We start from the raw sequence: 15,808 nt of genomic DNA, 5'->3' as shown, positions 1-15,808 counted from the left end.
TAGATATAATAGTTAATAGAACCAGGGTTATATATATTTTGCCTTTTTTACTCAAGGATTTGTAATTCTATCATTTAAATTTTCAAACGGTTGTTTCAAAGCTTCAAATCTTAAAGCATCTACGCCAAACTCACCATACCATACATAATCGTAAATCCTAGTGATGTTCTTAAAACTATCTTTTAAGGCAGAAGTGCTAATTTCTTTTATATAATCTTCATTGGTCTTCTGTGGTTCCCAGTTTATGCTATCATTGTCAGTTAAATGTTTTAATGACAGCAAATAATAATACCTTATGGCTAGCCTATAATTTTTTTGTTTTATAGCTCCTTGGATTAGGGCTGGAATATCTTCATTCTTTATTATCTGTTCTTCTTCAGTAATAGACACCTTACCTTGGTCTTTGGTATTCATAACCAATCGGTTTGAATTCACTTTAAGGAAAAATCTAATCAATAGAAAAAACAGAAATCCAAGTAATAGATAAGGTAAAATTCTAAAAATAAAATATAAAAAACCTGATGCTGTACCAACACCGAAAATAGCTTCCCAGAATTTTCTGAGAATGTTTTGCAACCACCTGTAAGCCCTGTCTAAAAAAGTCTCCTCGGCTTCAAATTCCACATAATTGAAATCTTTATCAGCTTTGTAAGTTTCAAGATCCTTTTCGGTAATTTCTTTTTTATCGATTTCGGTATCATCATAAATAACTGGATTCGCGTTTTGCTGAGCAACCAAAAATTGCCCCAAGAATAGAAAAAAAAGTAAAAACCGTAATAGTTGCATTACTCTTCTATTTTACCAATTTCTCCTATTCTCTCATAGGTGCCTGTGAAATTAGTTTTTTCATGAAGGTGAAAGTAAATTACAGCTCCACCAACTACCAAAATTACGTTGAGAAATACTTGAATAAATGCTTGAATTACACTTAGTGCTATCAAAAATGGGTCTCTTGAAAAACTCTCTATATTCGCAGGATCGACTTCGCCAGTAAATATTCCGGTACTGATCATAGCGTATATAGAACTTGGTAAAGCAAATACAACGATTATTATATAATAAATAATAAACAATACAATGTATGAGCCCCAAGCAGTCCAGAAATCCACATTAACAAGATTGAAACTTTTGCTGTAGGCATCTATGACCGAATTTCTAGATTCGAAAACAAATAGACTAAATACAATGGCCATTGGCACCATAGCATATAGCACAGGTAATACGCAGAGCATTATTGCAAACATTAAAGTGATTCCTTTAAGTATACCTAACCCAAAAAACGACCCTATAAACCTATAAGTATTTCTTTTAATTTCGTCGTAGTCTGTTATTCCTTTGTTCTCAATGTAAGATTTAATATAAAATAGCACTGTACCTCCTAAAAGGATATAAGTAGCAATTGCAGAAATGAAATAGACAAAGAATGCCAATAATGATAGTACCAGGCTTCCAGAATTTAATGAGGTATCCCCAAATGCACCAATATCAAAAATGTCACCAGCTACATAATTATACACTGCTAATGATAGCAGATATACCAAAATGGCTGGACCAGCAATATTGATAATCATTTTCATTAAAGGTTTAAATTCATTTCGAATAAAACCGAAAGTATCTGTTAGTATACCACTAAAATCACTTTGTTTTCTAAATTCTATATAAGGTTTGATCATATTAGGTTGGTTTGAGGTATTGGGTTAACTTCTTGAGTTTTTGAAACGTCTTTATTAATTTTTAGTTTTTTATTCAATTTAATTGGATAATATACATAGTAAAACAATATAAGTGTAAGTGAGCTTCCAATTATTAAAATGGCAAGCCAATCTGGCATTTCTGTATGTCGCGTTACGAATCCCTCTAAAAAACCGGCGATAATAAAAAACGGAATCGTGCTCATTAATATTTTTAATCCGTTTATCACACCTCGTTTAAAAGATTCTAGTCGTGGTAATGTACCAGTGAATATCATTCCGTTACCCATAACAAGACCAGCACAGCCAGCTATAATAATAACCGAGATTTCAATAGTGCCGTGTATCCAAATTGTTCGTGCTGATTCCCATAGGAGTCCTTGTTCATAGAAGAAATACTGAAAACTCCCAAGCATAATACCATTTTGCATCATAATATACAATGTACCTACTCCAAACATAATTCCATAACCAAATGCAAAAAGAGCAACTTTAATATTGTTAAGTGTTATCCCTAAAAACATATTGAATTCGCCTTGCTCTTTATAAACAGCCATAGGATCTCCTTTCTCAATATTATCTAAGGTCATATTAACATATGCGTCGCCAAGAAACGACCTAACAAAATCACCTTCGTTTGCGGCAGAAAATGCACCAGCCAATACAAAAAAACCAAAGGTTAAAAAAGCAATTAATAGCTCTCTATGATGATTGTAGAACATTAATGGGAACTCAGTTTTAAAAAAAGATATCAATCTATTTTTTGGCTCTTTCTTAGTCTTATAAATTTTCTGATGGGCTTGGGATGCTAATTGGTTTAAATACCGTTCTGTGTTACTATTTTTGTAGAAGGTTTTAGCGTAGCTTAAATGATCTGTAACTTCAATATAAAGGTCTGAAAGTAAATCGGGATCTATTAAGGTTTTATTTTTTAGAATGCTTTCAAATTCTAACCATTTATCTTTATTTTGCTTCACAAAAGCTGCTTCGCGCATATACTAAAACCTTTAGCTTTCAAAGAAAAGAAAATATGGATGAATTTCAAATAGAAACTGCCCAAAATGTAGGCATCAACCAAAACGTAGCAAACATTGGTGATCGCATGCTGGGATACCTTATTGATAGTGCAGTAATCCTATTTTATGTTATAGCTTCCATATTACTTTTGGTAGCATTAGATTTGGATATGGGTGATACTTGGGCCATTTATCTTTTAGTAAATTTACCAGCCTTTTTATATTACGTTTTATTGGAAACCTTCTGGGATGGTAAAACAATTGGCAAAAGTGCAATGAGCACAAGGGTTGTTAAGCTAGATGGTTCTAAGCCTAGTTTTGCAAATTATTTTGTTCGTTGGATTTTAAGGATTGTTGATGTGGTTTTAACCTCAGGCGGTGCTGCGGTATTAACTATATTGATTAAAGGCAATGGTCAGCGTATTGGAGATATAGCGGCAGGTACAACTGTAATCAGTGAAAAAAAGAAAGTAACAATTAATGATACTATATTAAAAGATATACCTGAAGGTTATGTACCAACATATAGTCAGGTAACAGTACTTAATGACGCAGATATCCAAAAAGTTAAAACCCTCTATGATGATGCCGTGTTAAAAGGGAACCATAATATTATTCTTAATCTTCACCATAGACTAATTAAAGTGATGGCGGTTGAGCCAAAGGAAAAGCCCGTAGATTTTATAGCTAAGGTGATTAAGGATTATAATTACTATACACAGAACATGTAATGTTTTTTCAAGTTGTAGATATTTTAGGAACAATTGCTTTCGCTATTTCGGGAGTTTTAGTAGCAATGAACAAACGAATGGATGCGTTTGGGGTAATAATTATTGCTTTTGTTACAGCTGTGGGAGGAGGTACACTTAGGGATATAATGGTCGGTGTTGAACCTGTTGCTTGGATGCGCGATATCACTTATGTCTATGTCATTGTTGCCTCTACAACTTTTGCCGTAGTATTTAGAAATCAGTTAAAACATTTAAGGAGATCATTGTTTTTATTTGATACCATCGGTATTGGTTTATATACTGTCTTAGGTATCGAAACAGGGTTGGTGGCAGGATTACATCCTTTAATCTGTATTGCCTTAGGAACTATGACAGCCTGTTTTGGTGGTGTAATAAGAGATATATTAAGCAATGAAATTCCGGTAATCTTTAGAAAAGAGATTTACGCTACTGCATGTATCCTGGGTGGATTTACATACTTTTTATTACGTGAGTTTTTAGAAGATAAAAACTACTTGTTTGTAATTGCCGGAATAGTAGTTATAGTTTTAAGACTACTAGCCGTAAAATTTAAAATTAGCCTACCAAGTTTATATAAGAATGAAAATGAGAATAAAGATTAATCAGTCTTAGCTTCAAAATCTATTTTAACTTTACACTCTTTGTTGGTGTCAAAGTACATAACTTGATTCTTTAAAAGAAGAATTCTCTTTTTCTCCAGTGGTTTTATAGGAATAATCTCAATAATATCCTCTTTTACTTGTATACGTACTTCAAAACCATTCTTGCTCATATTCTCTACAATGGCATAAGAGTCGCTTCCTAAATAAGGATTAATAGCACCATCTTGGCCTGGTCCTTTACCTGCAATACACATACTTTGAGAAGAACCTAACTCTAATATATATGGTTCTTGAGCGGTAATAATGTTAAAACTAAAAAAAGTGATTGCAGAAAGAATAAATAATTTCATAGCGTAAAATTTTTAGCCTAAAGTTAAATATTACTTTAGGTTGTTACACTAGATTTAACTTAATCTTCTGATTTACAAGAAACTTATACCGTATCGCCCACAAATTTCAGCAACCTTTTCAAAATTTGGTGGCCCTGGAGGAAGAGCACCTAGTTCTTTGAACATTACCTCAATACCTGCAGGAAACGCACTTGTGCACATACTCGCATTTTCTTCACCGATTATTCTCCATGAGTGGACTATATTCTTTGGTGCCAAAGCAATATCACCTGCTTCTAAAATTGTTGTTTCTCCATCTACCATGAGCTCAACTTTGCCCTTAATAACTCTAAAAATTTCATCTTCTAAAGTGTGAACATGTGGAGGTATGCCGACACCAGGTGCAACATCATTAACCCACTCAGCAATTTGATTATTTGTGTCACTTCCGCTTATTTTATGCATCTGAATATCACCAATAACATTTAGGATGTCACCTTGGTCATTTTTCACAATTTTTGGTTTTAATTTATCTTTCAAATTAATAAGATTTGAAATTGAATTACTCGTTGCAATACTTGGTGTAAAAGCTAGGCCAAATGCCAAACCAGATTTTTTTAGAAATGATGATCTATTCATAATATTAAAAGTTTTCTTCAAGATATTATTTATGAAGAATGATATAATTAGATTATGTCAGCGAAGTCTTAGAAAATGGGAACTATTAATTTTTTCTGAGGGCAGAAGGAGAGATTCCTGTTAAGTTTTTAAAGAAATAACTAAAATATTCAGGTGAGGAAAAACCAAGTTCATAGCTTATTTCTTTTATTGATAAGTATGAAAATTTCAGTTTATGGCGTGACTGCATCATTAATTGTTCTGCGATTAAATCTTTGGCTGTAAAACCTAATACAGTCTTAACGCATTTATTCAAATATTTAGGTGTGATACTCAGTAGTTTTGCATAATCACTAACCTCATGAAATTCAGACAGGTTTTTATCTACTAATTTTTTGAATTTATAAACTAAAGCTTTTTTAGATCCGTTATGGCTAATAACCGATTTGATATTACATTGCCCATCACAATAAACAAAAAAGGTATTTAAAAGGGAAAAGATTGCATCTTCTTTATGATTGAGATGTGTACCTATTAATTCATCAATCATTTCAATAATTGCTTGCGTACGCTTTGCAATACCTGGACTGAGGTTAATAATGGGAATTTCCTTTGAATTAAATACTCTTAATTCATTAATGTGCAGTTTGCTCAATATTGGGTTATTTAATATACTAGGGGAAAGCGACATAATATAACCGGCAGATCCTTTATTTTTTTTGTCTATAATTTTCCAATTGATTGACTTATTTAGAAAAATAATGGCATTGTTTAAATTACTATAATTAGTTTCTTCAATCTTGATATCAACAAAGTTGTTTTGAATCCAACAAACATGTAACATGTCATTATTTGCGTTTGTAAGATGTGGATTTATAATAGGAATAATTCTAATTTGATCAGTATTCATGAATTTATATGTAATGAATTATTTAATTATAAAGTTGTTGTAATTCACTTTCATAAATGCATGGCATTATCTATTGCCATATCAATTTCATTGAAGTTACATGGTTTCATAAAATATTGATGTATCAAGTTTTCCTTTAAAGCAATATCGATATCTTCATTCATGTCAAACCCTGTGAGTATGAAGTATTTAATTTGAGGATGCTTGTTTTTTGCAATGCCAATAAATTCTAAACCATCCATATGTGGCATTTTAAGATCGCTAACTACAACAGGAATGTCATCGTGATCCATTAAAATATCTAAACCTTGTTCACCGCTTTCTGCAATGTATACATCGTATTTTTTAGAAAAAATTTTGTCGAAAAGCATGCGGTTTAACTTTTCATCTTCAACATAAAGTAGTTTCCTTTTGGTTTCGGTCATGTGTCATTTTTTTGGTAGTTGAATGGTAACCTTTGTACCGGATTTTTGATCAGATTCAATATTAAAAACACCATTGTGATCTGCTATGATAAGGTTGGATATTGAGAGACCTAGGCCAGTACCTTCACCAGGTGCCTTAGTAGTAAAAAATGGATCCATAACCTTATTGATATGAGCTTTTGAAATACCGTTTCCACTATCTTTAATAGCAATTTCTAATTGGTCTTGATTATTATTCCTTGTAGTAATATTAATTGTACCATTATCTTCAATTGCATCAATGGCATTGGTCAATATATTTAGAAAAACCTGATGTAATTTACCCGTATTTCCTTTAACTAAAGTACCATTGGAGTTGTAAGACTTTTTAATCTCAATATCACCAATTAATTTACTTTGAAGCACAACTAAACAATTATCAATGATTGAGTTAATATGGCAATCTTCGTTTAGTTTATCATTAGTTCTACTTAATTGATTTAAGCCTTTTATTATGCTTGATATGCGGTCTACGCCAGCTCTAATACAATCTAGATAATCTTTTGAGTCTTCAATGTTAAGATTTTCTTTCTCCTCTAATTCAGTCTGCAGTCCAAAATGGCCACCATTAATAAAGTTTAATGGGTTATTTATTTCATGTGCTATACCTGCTGTTAAAATACCTAAAGAGGCCATTTTTTCAGCATATATCAATTGAGCTTGTGTGTTTTTTAAATCTGTTGTTCTTTCTTCAACAAGATTTTCAAGTTTATTTCTATAGCGTTTTAGTTCTACCTCGTGTTTTTTCTTTTCATTGATATTTTGCCATGTCACCAAAATTTGGTCTCTATCATTAAAATGAATTTTGGACAATGAAACATTAAACCAAATTGGTGAACCATCTTTTTTAAGTAATATCCATTCAAATTCAGTTTGTCCTTTTTCCAAACACTCCTTAATGTCTTTTTTAACCTTTGTTACGGATAATTGATCCGGGCTCTGATATTCTGGCGATATTTCTAATACGTTCTTTCCAATAATATCTTCCTTGGTGTCATATCCTAATGCTTTTACAGACGCATGGTTACAATCCGTTATACCGTCTTCAATATTCGTACTGTGAATAACCATTCCAAGAGATGCCTCTTGAAATATTTTTTTAAACCGTTCTTGACTCTTTTTTAGTTGATTGGTTTTTTGCCTTACTTCAGTGAGATCCTTCCACATGGCAAAGAAATTTCTATTTTCCCCTTCGCCAAAACCAAACAGGGAAACTTCAACAATGACACCCTCACCATTTTTTTTCTGATGCAACCATTCAAACCGGTTTTCATTGCCCTGCAAAGCTGAACTAAAATATTCTTCAGCGAGTTCTGATGAAACTCTGCCATTAGGTTGATGTGAAGGAGAAATATCTAAAGGAGTACCACCAATAATTTCATTTTTAGGCATATCTAATATTTGCTCAACCATATCATTACAATCTAAAATCTCAAATTTGGGACTTATGATTATAATGGGCACATTCGCGCTATCAAATAACCTCTTATATATTGGCATCGTTTATTTAGTTGGATTTAGGTAAGTTTTAAATTACAATTATTTGTTAAAAAAATTAACAAAAATCGGATGTAAGGCTCAATAAATCAGTTGTTTTCAACCTTGGTGTAAAGCAACAGAGGAACAATTCAAATTTTTATTACTTAAATCCTAATCATTTTTGAATTTTCCAAGGCGGATTAAGCCTATTGTCACCAGCAAAGTATAATATTAGTTGATTACCATCTAGGTCTTTGAGCCTAGCTTCACGCCAGAGCCAATTCTGGTCGGTAGGATCTAAATGAAATGTAATCCTTTTTTCTTTTAGTTCTAAAACATATTCATCTAGATTATCGCACTCAAAATAGATGGAAATACCTTCGCCTTTAGGCAATTGTTCTACTTGATGAATGGAGAATGTTGAAGTACCCTTAGGACATTCAAATCTGGCATAATGCGGTAAAGCCCTAACTATTAATTTTAAACCAAGAGTTTTATAAAAGTCAATTGCTTTTTCAACATCTAATGACGGTACCGTGACTTGATTTAGGTTCATAATGGCTATGAGTTAAGTTACCATATATAACAATTACATTAAATTTTCATGATTTAATTTCTAAAAATATTCCACCGAACCAATTAGAAGTGAAATTAAATAATATGGCTTGAATTATCCCAAATATAAAACCTAAAACAGCACCAATAATAGGCATACCAATTAAGGCACCAAATGCCAATATGGTCCCATAACTTAAACCTGGTGTTTCAGTTGATGTTATCCATTCTAAACTAACAAGAATGTCAATGATCAGGCCACCAAAAGAATAAAGTATACCAAATACAAATCCAATAAATAATCCCATAAACGCTTGAAACTTTGCAAATGAGAAAACGCCAATTTTTCTAATTTTTTCCATTTTTACTGCTTTTAGATAATTTACAAATAGTGCAGTATGGGCAAGAATTGCAACTATAGTTTTAAAGTTACAAATTAATCGATAATTCTATCAAAAGTATTGTACACAAATTGAGTAGACGTTGAGTCTTGTTTAATATCAAATTTTAAATTGGTGAATTCTGCGTTAAAACGACCAGAGCCTTTTTTATCTCTAACATTTTCAAGTTTTTGCCAGTGCTCCATTTTTAAATGTAGACTGGCGCATAACCCATCACCCTGAATATAAAAATAGAGGTATTCATCACCATTGACGTTTTCATAATCTTGTAACCAATAAGTTAATTGAGTTTGATCTACCAATGATAACTGTTTTACAAGTTCATCTTTATAGATTTTTGAATCTGCTGTATTCTCTTCAAAAACGGGATTATTATTGGTGCATTTTGGTCTGTCACAAGACAAATGAACCAATAAAAACAATAAATATAGAGGAAGAAATTTATTGTGTCTCATGCAGTTATAACGTGATTTAGCCTATAATATTTTTAAGAATTACCACTTAAATGAGTAATGCACTTTTCCCTAATGTCCCAAATTTGCGTAAATGTTTTATTGGATTTTGATTCTTCTAACCAACCTTTAATAAAATTTTTGTGGTAGTTAATTTTAAATTCTACTACCTGTTCAGGTGAAATTTCAATTTCTTCTAATATGTCTTTCGCAATCTTGTCAAATTTAGAATTGGCACTTGTATAATCTAATCGTCTACCATCAATGTTTAAATAGCAATGGGCTTCAGGTATATAATCTATGTTGTTTTGGGACAAAACACTTCCAATTTTTGGAGTATTCTTTTGATTCATTTTATAAATACCAAGAATTAATTTCACATTTGATAATCCATTAACATCAGCGACTTTTTTAAGAAGAGCATGTTTAGAACTACAAGTTCCCTTGTTTTCTGTAATTACAAGGTTGAAATCACTTCTATTGCTATTTCTGCCATATGGTAAATTCTTTACATGCTCAATTAGCTGGTGCCAAGTACAAATTTTTAGTACAAGTAAATTCTTTGTAATACTGTCTTTTGATTTTAGGGGAATGTCTTTTAGCATTAATAAATTTATGTTGTGACTAAAGTTACAGAACCAAATATGAGGACTTTGATTTCATTTTATAAAATTAATTAATAATGGCACCTAATTTGTACTAATGGCTATATTTGAGGATTCTTTTGAAATAATTATTTATAGTTAAGTGTTATGAAAAGGGTTCTATATTATTTCTTGATTGTCCCCAGTTTAATTTTTGGCCAGGTTAAAGATGCTGATTCACTCAGTGTAAAGGCAGACCTCTCATTGACAGGTTTTATGCAAGCTGGGAATGTAGAGACGGTTATATTTAGGGCAAGTTCTAATGTGAGTTTTAAGCCTTGGGAAAAAGGGTTATTTGAAACAAAGAATTCTTATGTCTACCAAGAGTTTGGAAAAGAAAAGGCAGATGAAGATATTTTAAGTCTCAATTTTTTAAGATTTACACCAGAGCGAAAAATTTCACCTTTGGTATTAGCTTTTGTCAGTACTAATTTTAGAAGGGAAATTGACTTAAGGTATCTATTTGGTGCAGGAGCAACTTTTCAGATATTTAAAAAGGAAAAGAACTTTCTAAAATTTGCTTTGACTTGTGAGTATGAAAATACAGATTTTAAGAAGTCTACATTCAATCAGATGGAATACAATGGGAACAATTCTATTGATGCTTTAAGGGGAACTTTGTGGGTTCAGGGCGAATATCATTTATTTAAGAAAAAAGTGATTGTTAAGCACGAAAGCTTCTTTCAACCTTCACTGGAAGAAAGTGACAACTACAGATGGCGTGCTGACGTGAGTTTAGAATTTCCTTTATGGAAATTCCTGAATTTTAAAATTAATTATCTAGACACATTTGAAAGCGTGGTTATTCAGGGACAAAAGCAAGATGATAGTGTATTGACATTTGGCTTTAAATTGAAAAATTACCTTTAGCACTAGACTATTTTAGTTTTTAAATACTTCCAGAACATAAATATGCCAGCCAATAGATTAAGTGCAATAAATAAAGAGCCTATAAATAATAGGTTATTATAATTTTCATTCGGTTCTGTGAATTCGGACAGCTCTGAAAGCAGTGCAAAAATCATGTACAGGTTTAGCAAAATAAAAATTGAAGCTATAATTATTCCCGTTGCGAATTTTCTAAAAATCAATTGATAGAGCAGTATAGTTAAAAGAACTATTGCAAAAGGATTAAAGAAATTAGCCGTTAATACCCAATAATACAAGGTAGCAAGTACAAGGTATATTTCTGGAGCTAATGCAATGAGTTGTTTTGCTTTCATGAAGAATCTTATTATTCAATAATTAACGGATAATAATTTTAATTATTTTCCCTTATATCTTCTAAGGTTTGGTTGTACTTTTTATTTAGTTGATTTAAGCCTTCAACATTTCGTTGCAATACTTTTTTATGCATTAACGCATTTAACAAATCATATACTGTTGGTTACTAAATTTGTTGTTGATTAAAGATAACTTTTTTCAATTAAAAAACGCCCAATCTAACACCTTAGAATTGAGCGTTTTTAAGTCTTTTTTTATTTAGAATTATCCTTGAGGAACTGGAAATCCTCTATCTCGCATTAATGCTTCAATTTTTGCATCTCGTCCTCTAAATTTTCTATAGGCATCAGCTGGGTCCATAGCATTGCGAGGAGCAAATAAATATTTCACTAATTTATCTGCAACATCTTTATCATAGAATCCACCAGGTGCTTCCTTAAAAGCTTCAGACGCGTCACTAGTAAGGACGTCTGCCCACATATATCCATAGTAAGCAGTGGCATATCCTTCACCTGAGAACACATGTCCAAAATGTGGTGTTCTATGTCGCATTGGTAATTCTTTAGGCATACCAAGTTCGTCCAGTGTTTCACGTTCAAATTTATCTATATCTATATCTGAAGGATCTGCTAAATGCAGTTTCATGTCCATAAGAGCAGAGGCTAAATACTCAGTCGTACCGAATCCTTGATTGAATGTTGATGCATTTTTTATTTTTTCAACCAAAGATGCAGGTATTGGTTCTCCTGTTTCATAATGAACCAAAAATTGGTTGATTACTTTATCAGTAGATAACCAACGCTCGAGTAATTGAGATTGAAATTCTGTATAATCGCGCACTCCACCATTAAGTGTTGGGTATTTTACGTTAGATGAGAAGAAATGCAATGCATGTCCAAACTCATGGAAAAATGTAGTTGCATCATCCCAAGAGATCAGTACAGCTTCACCTGGAGCCGGTTTCACAAAGTTATTGTTGTTAGATGCTAAAACTGTTTTTTCACCTTCAAAAGACGTGTAGCTTCTGTAGGTTGTTGCCCAAGCTCCCGAGCGTTTGCCTTGTCTAGCAAAGGTGTCTAAATACCATAGCCCTATATGTTTTCCTGATGTTCTATCTTTAACTTCCCAAACCTTAACATCCTCTTGGAAAACAGGTACTTTACCTTCTTCAATTGGTATGAATTCAAAATTAAAGAGTTCTCCAGCGACAAAAAACATAGCTTCTCTCAATTTGTCTAATTGAAGGTATTGCTTAACTTCATCACTATCTAAATCGTACTTCTTTTTACGTACTTTCTCTGCATAATAACGGTAATCCCAAGGCTCAATAGTAATATTATCTCCAAGTTCATTAGCAATGACTTGCATATCCGCAACTTCTTCTTTGACGCGTGCTGTTGCAGCAGGCCATACGGCTTCCATTAATGCCATTGCATTCTCTGGGTTTTTCGCCATACGATCCTGTAAACGCCATTGCGCATAATTATCGTAACCCAATAGACCAACACGTTCTTTACGTAATTTTAAAATTTCAGCAATGATTTTATTGTTATCATATTCGTCGCCATTGTCACCACGTGAATAATAGTTAGTCCATACTTGTTTACGTAAATCTCTGTTGGTAGAGTATGTAAGGAAAGGATCCATTGATGAACGCGTATTTGTTATAGCGTACATACCTTCTTTACCTTTATCGCTTGCAATTTTTGCCGCAGATTTAATAAAGGCATCGGATAACCCATCGAGTTGGTCTTCATTTAAATATGTAACATAATTTTCTTCATCATGCAGTACGTTGTTAGCAAATTTGGTATACAATGAAGATAGTTCCTTGTTAATTTCAGCATATCGTTTTTTCTTTTCCGCGTCTAAATTAGCACCATTCATTTCAAACTGTTTGTAGGTTAGTTCTACAACACGTTGTGCCTGAGGTTCTAATGGTGTTTCTTGTGACGCATCATAAACTGCTTTAATCCGCTGGAAAAGTTTTTCGTTCTGAGAAATTTTAGATCTAAATTCGGATAGCTTTGGAGCTAATTCTGCTTGAATCTCTCTAAACTCAGGAGAAGAAACATTACTAGACATAATGCCATAGTATGCAAAAACCCTGTCTAAAACTTTACCAGAACTCTCCATAGCTTCAATAGTGTTTTTAAAGGTTGGCGCTTCGGAGTTATTAGCAATAGCTTCAATCTCTTCTAAACTGAGTTCCATTCCTTTTTCAACAGCTTCTTTAACATCAGTTACCTTCATTTTGTCAAAAGCTGGCGTTCCCTCATATGGTCCTGTCCACTCTTGAAGTAATAAATTATCAGTCATTAATTCTTCGTTCGATTTGTTGTCATTTTTACAACTTGCAAATAGCAAAATACTGCTAAGCACTGCCATTTTAATTGATCTACGCATCATAGTTGTTAGTTTTGTTGTTAGTGTAAGCAAGGTATTAAAAATAGGGCATAAGGATTCTTAATTAATCTATAATTTCTACCTTTCTGATATATACATTTTGTAAAGGCCATTCACCTTCATCCGTATCTACTTTATTTATTTCGTCTACTACATCCATTCCCTTAATAACTTCTCCAAATACCGTATAACCTTTATCTAAATAATCTGCTCCGCCAGGTCTCTGAACAATAAAAAACTGATATGGTGAGGCTAATTTATAAGCATTTTCAATTTCACTACTCGGCATTGAAACTGCTCCACGTTTGTGAGTGTATCCTCTTTTTGTATCTGGTGGTAATAGATATTTACCAATTTTTCTTCGTCTTTTGGCAATATTGTAATCATCGCTACTACCTCCTTGAATAATGAAGTTTTCTACTACACGGTAAAATTGCGTACCATTAAAATAATTAAGCTTTGTGAGGTATATAAAATTGGCTCTATGAAATTTTGTCTTTTCGTATAACTTAATATCAATTTCGCCATAATCTGTAGTTATTCTTATTTTATCTTCTTTATGTTCTTTTTCATACTCTAAGAAAAATTCCATGGCATTAGCATCTGTAAGTACAGGGAAATCCTCCTTGACTTCATTTTTAGAATTTTCTTTAGTCGGTGTTTTAACTGAAGTAGAATCTTTTACAAGGGTTGTATTATTTTGTTTTGAAGTTTGTTTATCTTCACAATTCAATATTAAGAGTGTAAAACTTACTATTAAAAGAAATCTCATAAATGGTATTTAATTCGTTTTTAGATGCTGTAGTAAAAATAAAACATCTCGAGCTTTTTGGCGAATTATCTCATGCTAAAATGTCTCCTCCATATCGTCTTGAGTTGGCTAAGAAAATGCAAGCTAAAGCTAAGTCAGCAAAGAAGGCTGGAGTTTTGGCTTTGTTTTATCCCAATGCTGATTTTAATACCAATTTTGTATTAATTCTCCGTAAGACATATAAAGGGGTACATTCTGCTCAAGTTGCTTTTCCTGGAGGAAAATATGAAGAGGGTGATAATGACTTAATGACAACAGCTATGCGCGAAACTGAGGAGGAAGTTGGTGTCCCAACATCTAATCTTAACATTATTAAACCAATGTCTCCATTATATATACCACCTAGCAATTTTATAGTGCACCCATTTTTAGCAGTTTCTGAATATAAACCTTTGTTTAGAAAACAGGAAGATGAGGTTGAAGACATCATAGAAGTCTCCTTGTTAGATTTTTTAAATGATAGAAATGTTTTAATGACCAGAGTGCCAACTTCTTATAATGTTGAGGTAGAGGTTCCTGCATTTAAACTTAATGATCATATTGTATGGGGAGCAACAGCAATGATGCTAAGTGAACTAAAAGACTTATTAAAACAAGTTTTATAGCTGGTCTTATTTGTTACATTTGTAATTCAGTTTAATTGAAAAATCAACATGGGTTTATTTAAAACCAATCCTTTTGGACATATTCTTTGGGTGAAAAAGTGGCTAATTCGGATTTTAGGATTATTGACGCATAGACGTTTTAGAGGCTTTAATGATTTGCAAATTGAGGGATCTGAAATATTAAAGAATTTACCAGACAAAAATGTATTGTTTATTTCTAACCATCAAACTTATTTTGCTGATGTAATTGCCATGTTTCATGTATTCAATGCGAGCCTTAGCGGAAGATTAGATAGTATAAAGAATGTAGGATACTTATGGAATCCTAAGTTGAATATTTATTACGTTGCTGCTAAAGAGACCATGAAATCTGGTTTAATCCCTAAAATTTTTGCTTACACTGGATCTATTAGTATTGAACGAACTTGGCGTTCTAAAGGGCAGAATGTAAATCGCCAGGTAAAAATGAGCGATATTACTAATATTAAGAAAGCTTTGGATGATGGTTGGGTCATTACTTTTCCTCAAGGGACAACGACACCATTTAAACCAATTAGAAAAGGTACAGCTCATATTATTAAGCATTACCAACCAATTGTTGTACCTATTGTTATTGATGGTTTTAGACGTTCATTCGATAAGAAAGGGCTTAGAATCAAAAAGAAGAACATATATCAATCCTTTGAGGTTAAACAACCATTAGAAATAGATTACGAGAATGAAACCATTGCAGACATTGTTGAAAAAATAGAATATGCAATAGAACAACATCCTTCATTTTTAAAAGTAATACCACAGGAAGAGCTTGAGGAAAAAGAACGCTTAAATAAGGAACTAAGAGATTGGTAA

Annotated in this window: 20 protein-coding genes; 5 read left to right on the top strand and 15 right to left on the bottom strand. The window is 32.4% G+C overall.

Annotation, left to right across the window (positions count from 1 at the left end; translation table 11 throughout):
• Window positions 1-51 precede the first annotated feature (51 nt).
• From LBV24_RS08915 to LBV24_RS08905, 3 genes are read right to left on the bottom strand one after another with little or no spacing between them, the layout of a single operon-like run.
• Window positions 52-786, bottom strand: a complete 735-nt coding sequence (locus LBV24_RS08915) for a DUF4129 domain-containing protein (RefSeq protein WP_224478302.1) — start codon at window positions 784-786, stop codon at window positions 52-54.
• Window positions 786-1,673 (bottom strand): hypothetical protein, encoded by an 888-nt coding sequence (locus LBV24_RS08910; RefSeq protein WP_224478301.1) that lies wholly within the window; start codon window positions 1,671-1,673, stop codon window positions 786-788. Before LBV24_RS08910 ends, LBV24_RS08915 begins: the two co-directional genes overlap by 1 nt.
• Window positions 1,670-2,686 carry a stage II sporulation protein M gene (locus tag LBV24_RS08905; RefSeq protein ID WP_224478300.1) on the bottom strand — a complete coding sequence of 339 codons (1,017 nt, stop codon included), beginning with the start codon at window positions 2,684-2,686 and terminating at the stop codon, window positions 1,670-1,672. The genes LBV24_RS08910 and LBV24_RS08905 overlap by 4 nt, the downstream gene beginning before the upstream one ends.
• 35 nt (window positions 2,687-2,721) lie before the next feature.
• Between LBV24_RS08905 and LBV24_RS08900 the strand changes: the two genes are divergently transcribed.
• Window positions 2,722-3,438 (top strand): RDD family protein, encoded by a 717-nt coding sequence (locus LBV24_RS08900; RefSeq protein ID WP_224478299.1) that lies wholly within the window; start codon window positions 2,722-2,724, stop codon window positions 3,436-3,438.
• Entirely contained in the window at window positions 3,438-4,061 is a 624-nt protein-coding gene (locus LBV24_RS08895; RefSeq protein WP_224478298.1) for a trimeric intracellular cation channel family protein, read from the top strand. Before LBV24_RS08900 ends, LBV24_RS08895 begins: the two co-directional genes overlap by 1 nt.
• Here the strand turns inward: LBV24_RS08895 and LBV24_RS08890 are convergent.
• The 9 genes from LBV24_RS08890 to LBV24_RS08850 all read right to left on the bottom strand — a co-directional run bounded on the left by LBV24_RS08890 (window position 4,058) and on the right by LBV24_RS08850 (window position 9,874).
• On the bottom strand, window positions 4,058-4,411 hold the full coding sequence (locus LBV24_RS08890) for a hypothetical protein (protein ID WP_224478297.1): 354 nt from the start codon (window positions 4,409-4,411) through the stop codon (window positions 4,058-4,060). The genes LBV24_RS08895 and LBV24_RS08890 overlap by 4 nt on opposite strands.
• Window positions 4,412-4,483: 72 nt before the next feature.
• Window positions 4,484-5,029: a cupin domain-containing protein gene (locus LBV24_RS08885; RefSeq protein WP_224478296.1), complete on the bottom strand. Its 546-nt coding sequence runs from the start codon at window positions 5,027-5,029 to the stop codon at window positions 4,484-4,486.
• Between the two features lie 85 nt (window positions 5,030-5,114).
• The gene (locus tag LBV24_RS08880) at window positions 5,115-5,918 is read right to left on the bottom strand and encodes a helix-turn-helix domain-containing protein (protein WP_224478295.1); all 804 of its coding nucleotides are present in this window, start codon (window positions 5,916-5,918) and stop codon (window positions 5,115-5,117) included.
• Window positions 5,919-5,968: 50 nt separating this feature from the next.
• The gene (locus tag LBV24_RS08875) at window positions 5,969-6,343 is read right to left on the bottom strand and encodes a response regulator (protein ID WP_224478294.1); all 375 of its coding nucleotides are present in this window, start codon (window positions 6,341-6,343) and stop codon (window positions 5,969-5,971) included.
• A gap of 3 nt (window positions 6,344-6,346) precedes the next feature.
• Window positions 6,347-7,882, bottom strand: coding sequence for a PAS domain-containing sensor histidine kinase (locus tag LBV24_RS08870; protein ID WP_224478293.1), 1,536 nt, complete (start codon window positions 7,880-7,882; stop codon window positions 6,347-6,349).
• A gap of 154 nt (window positions 7,883-8,036) precedes the next feature.
• On the bottom strand, window positions 8,037-8,417 hold the full coding sequence (locus LBV24_RS08865; RefSeq protein WP_224478292.1) for a VOC family protein: 381 nt from the start codon (window positions 8,415-8,417) through the stop codon (window positions 8,037-8,039).
• Between the two features lie 46 nt (window positions 8,418-8,463).
• Window positions 8,464-8,778: a hypothetical protein gene (locus LBV24_RS08860; protein ID WP_224478291.1), complete on the bottom strand. Its 315-nt coding sequence runs from the start codon at window positions 8,776-8,778 to the stop codon at window positions 8,464-8,466.
• A gap of 74 nt (window positions 8,779-8,852) precedes the next feature.
• On the bottom strand, window positions 8,853-9,272 hold the full coding sequence (locus tag LBV24_RS08855; RefSeq protein WP_224478290.1) for a hypothetical protein: 420 nt from the start codon (window positions 9,270-9,272) through the stop codon (window positions 8,853-8,855).
• A 32-nt stretch (window positions 9,273-9,304) separates the two neighbouring features.
• Window positions 9,305-9,874 carry a hypothetical protein gene (locus LBV24_RS08850; RefSeq protein WP_224478289.1) on the bottom strand — a complete coding sequence of 190 codons (570 nt, stop codon included), beginning with the start codon at window positions 9,872-9,874 and terminating at the stop codon, window positions 9,305-9,307.
• A 147-nt stretch (window positions 9,875-10,021) separates the two neighbouring features.
• Between LBV24_RS08850 and LBV24_RS08845 the strand changes: the two genes are divergently transcribed.
• Complete coding sequence (locus tag LBV24_RS08845; protein ID WP_224478288.1) at window positions 10,022-10,783, top strand: DUF481 domain-containing protein; 762 nt, start codon at window positions 10,022-10,024, stop codon at window positions 10,781-10,783.
• Window positions 10,784-10,785: 2 nt separating this feature from the next.
• Here LBV24_RS08845 and LBV24_RS08840 read toward each other — a convergent pair whose 3' ends face one another.
• The 3 genes from LBV24_RS08840 to LBV24_RS08830 form a co-directional block, all read right to left on the bottom strand.
• Window positions 10,786-11,136: a hypothetical protein gene (locus tag LBV24_RS08840; protein WP_224478287.1), complete on the bottom strand. Its 351-nt coding sequence runs from the start codon at window positions 11,134-11,136 to the stop codon at window positions 10,786-10,788.
• A gap of 265 nt (window positions 11,137-11,401) precedes the next feature.
• The gene (locus tag LBV24_RS08835) at window positions 11,402-13,546 is read right to left on the bottom strand and encodes a M3 family metallopeptidase (protein WP_224478286.1); all 2,145 of its coding nucleotides are present in this window, start codon (window positions 13,544-13,546) and stop codon (window positions 11,402-11,404) included.
• 61 nt (window positions 13,547-13,607) lie between these two features.
• Window positions 13,608-14,315, bottom strand: coding sequence for a peptidylprolyl isomerase (locus LBV24_RS08830; protein WP_224478285.1), 708 nt, complete (start codon window positions 14,313-14,315; stop codon window positions 13,608-13,610).
• 2 nt (window positions 14,316-14,317) lie between these two features.
• Here LBV24_RS08830 and LBV24_RS08825 point away from each other — a divergent pair, with 2 nt between their 5' ends.
• The gene (locus tag LBV24_RS08825) at window positions 14,318-14,959 is read left to right on the top strand and encodes an NUDIX hydrolase (RefSeq protein ID WP_224478284.1); all 642 of its coding nucleotides are present in this window, start codon (window positions 14,318-14,320) and stop codon (window positions 14,957-14,959) included.
• Between the two features lie 48 nt (window positions 14,960-15,007).
• The gene (locus LBV24_RS08820; RefSeq protein ID WP_224478283.1) at window positions 15,008-15,808 is read left to right on the top strand and encodes a lysophospholipid acyltransferase family protein; all 801 of its coding nucleotides are present in this window, start codon (window positions 15,008-15,010) and stop codon (window positions 15,806-15,808) included.

The sequence above is a fragment of the Winogradskyella vincentii genome, assembly GCF_020166345.1.
GTDB classification, from domain to species: Bacteria; Bacteroidota; Bacteroidia; order Flavobacteriales; family Flavobacteriaceae; genus Winogradskyella; species Winogradskyella vincentii.
Note: the sequence above shows the minus strand (reverse complement) of the source record. Positions and strands in the feature narration are given on the sequence as shown.